General features: G+C 57.0%; 3 protein-coding genes. All 3 read left to right on the top strand.

Features of this window, described 5'->3' with window-relative positions:
• Window positions 1-1,787 (top strand): primosomal protein N' (gene priA, locus HFM78_RS10910; protein ID WP_287129478.1); only part of this gene is annotated, 1,787 nt, incomplete at its 5' end.
• Window positions 1,788-2,010: 223 nt separating this feature from the next.
• Entirely contained in the window at window positions 2,011-2,202 is a 192-nt protein-coding gene (locus HFM78_RS10905; protein WP_287129477.1) for a hypothetical protein, read from the top strand.
• A gap of 86 nt (window positions 2,203-2,288) precedes the next feature.
• The coding region (locus HFM78_RS10900; RefSeq protein WP_287129476.1) for an aconitase family protein at window positions 2,289-2,710 on the top strand (422 nt) is incomplete at its 3' end.

The following is a 2,710-nucleotide window of genomic DNA, read 5'->3' as shown; positions in this document are numbered from 1 at the left end:
GCGCGACTCCCCGTCAACAGAGCCTCCTCCAGAGCCTCCAACATCTAGGGTCAGAAGTAACCCTGGCGGACTTTTTGAATAAGACCCAGACCACTCGTGCCACGGTCCAACGACTCCAAGCCAACGGTTGGTTGGCGGTGCATCAGCGTGAAGTGTTGCGTGGTCAAGAGTCCGCTCTCCCCCCGGACCAGCCCAAACTCCTCACCCCGGACCAAGCCCAAGCCCTGGGTCAAATTCAAGCCCTCAGTGCTGGCGAAACACTCCTGTTGTGGGGGGTCACTGGCTCTGGCAAAACCGAAGTCTACCTCCAGGCTATCCAACCCCTGCTGACTGCCGGGAAATCCGCTTTGGTCCTGGTCCCGGAGATTGGGCTTACCCCCCAGTTGACCGAACGCTTCCAACGGCGGTTCCCCGGTCAAGTCTGGGTCTACCACTCGGCACTCTCCCAGGGCGAACGCTATGACTGTTGGCGGCAGATGCTCACGGGCGGTCCCCAAGTCGTGATTGGTACCCGCTCGGCGGTGTTTGTGCCCTTACCCAAACTGGGGCTGATTATTCTCGATGAAGAACATGACGCTTCCTATAAACAGGACCGCCCCGCCCCTAGTTATCATGCGCGGACTGTAGCGCAATGGCGGAGTGTCGCGGAGTCCTGTCCGCTGGTGCTGGGTTCAGCGACCCCCGACCTAGAAAGTTACCAAGCTGCCACGGACGGAACCTATACCCTGGCGCAGTTGCCCGTGCGGGTGGGCGGGGCCGGTCTGCCGACGGTCATGCTGGTGGACCTACGTGAGGAATTAGCTGAGGGCAACTATTCACCCCTCTCGCGGACCCTGCAACGGGAGATCCAGCAGATGATGGAGCGCAAGGAACAGGGGATTCTCTTTCTCAACCGCCGGGGTTTCCATACCTTTATCCTGTGCCGGGGTTGTGGTGAGGTCCTGACTTGTCCCAACTGCACAGTCTCCTTGACCTATCACCTCAGTGACCGCTTCCTGCGCTGCCACCACTGCCACTACCGCCGACCAGAACCCGAGCAGACCTGTCCCCAATGTGGTTCAACGCACTATAAATTTTTCGGCACCGGTACCCAGCGCATCGAGACAGCGGTTCAAGAGCGGTTTCCTGGACTGCGCGTGGCTCGCTTTGACCGCGATACCACCCAACGCAAGGGCAGTCACCGGGAAATCCTGGACCAGTTTGGACGGGGTGAAACGGATTTATTGATTGGGACCCAGATGCTCACCAAGGGGCTAGACCTACCCCGCGTCACCCTCGTCGGGATCTTAGCTGCCGATAGTTTATTGAATATGCCGGACTTTCGTTGTACTGAGCGGGCTTTTCAACTGTTGACTCAGGTCGCGGGGCGCGGCGGACGCGGCGACCAACCGGGCCGGGTCATCCTCCAGACCTACAACCCCACCCACGCCGTGGTGGAAGCCGCCCGGACCCATGACTTTCTTCAGTTCGCTGAACCGGAATTAATCGCCCGCCGTGCCCAGGGCTTCCCGCCCTTTGGTCGGTTGGTCCGTCTCGGTTGGCAGGGTCCCGTGGAGGAACTCGTCCTCATCGCCGCCCAGACCGTCGCCCGGTATCTACAGGAACACGAACAAGAAATCCTCGGTCCTGCCCCTGCCTTAATTCCCAAGGTCCGTCTGGCTTATCGTTGGCAACTCCTGTGGAAACTCCCGCTCATGGCTGAGCCGCAGCATCTATTACAAGCACTTATGAAGATTGATAACTCAATTTTCTGTCATGTAGATATTGACCCGATACAAGCCTGGTAAGGGTTAACGGGGCTAATTTCCATCTATCTAAATAAGTAGACTTGCCCATTTCCCAAGATGAGGATGCTATAACAAGGGTGAACACCTGCACAACTTCTCACAATCTCGTCTAGCTCCAGTCCTCAGCTTCTACCTTAGGGTGACCATTAGCTGCATGGTCTGAGTTGGGATGTGTTTAAGTTGCTTTCAGTCTTTCCATAACGAGGTTTCGATGGAATATCTGGTGATGGATACACACCAACGCCTGTTGGGTACCTTACGGCGGAGTACTTCCCTTAATGTCGGTGACATTTTCACCTCCGGTACCCTGACCTACGCGGTGGTGAATATCGAAGGCCGGCCTGACCAACCCACCCTCAAGCGGTTGATGGTAATCCCGATTAACCGTCCTGTAGCTGCTCCCAGCGCAATCTAAGCTTTTGTTGACGACCGAAACTCTCTCTTTGGAGGGAGTTTTGTTATGTATGGTAAAGTGTGGGTCAATTCTGGGTAGGAGGGGCCATGGGCCAGAGTGTAACGCATAAGATCCTTGCCAGTCATCTGATGAGTGGTAACTTAGTCGCCGGGACTGAGATTGGTATTCGCATTGACCAGACCCTGACCCAGGATGCTACCGGGACGATGGCCTGTCTACAGTTTGAGGCCCTGGCGATCCCCCGCGTCCGCACCCAGGTATCTGTTTCCTATATTGACCACAATATGCTCCAGACGGGCTTTGAGAACGCCGACGACCACCGCTATTTGCAGACGATGGCGGCAGCTTATGGGATTATTTTCTCCCGGCCCGGTAACGGTATTTGTCATCAGGTCCACCGCGAGCGGTTTGCCGAACCGGGGAAGACCCTACTCGGCTCCGATTCCCATACGCCCACAGCGGGGGGCTTGGGGATGCTGGCGATTGGGGCCGGGGGGCTGGATGTGGC

The sequence above is a fragment of the Candidatus Cyanaurora vandensis genome, assembly GCF_013285555.1.
GTDB lineage: Bacteria > Cyanobacteriota > Cyanobacteriia > Gloeobacterales > Anthocerotibacteraceae > Cyanaurora > Cyanaurora vandensis.
The sequence above is the reverse complement of the archived record's forward strand: the minus strand, read 5'-3'. Positions and strand labels throughout refer to the sequence as shown.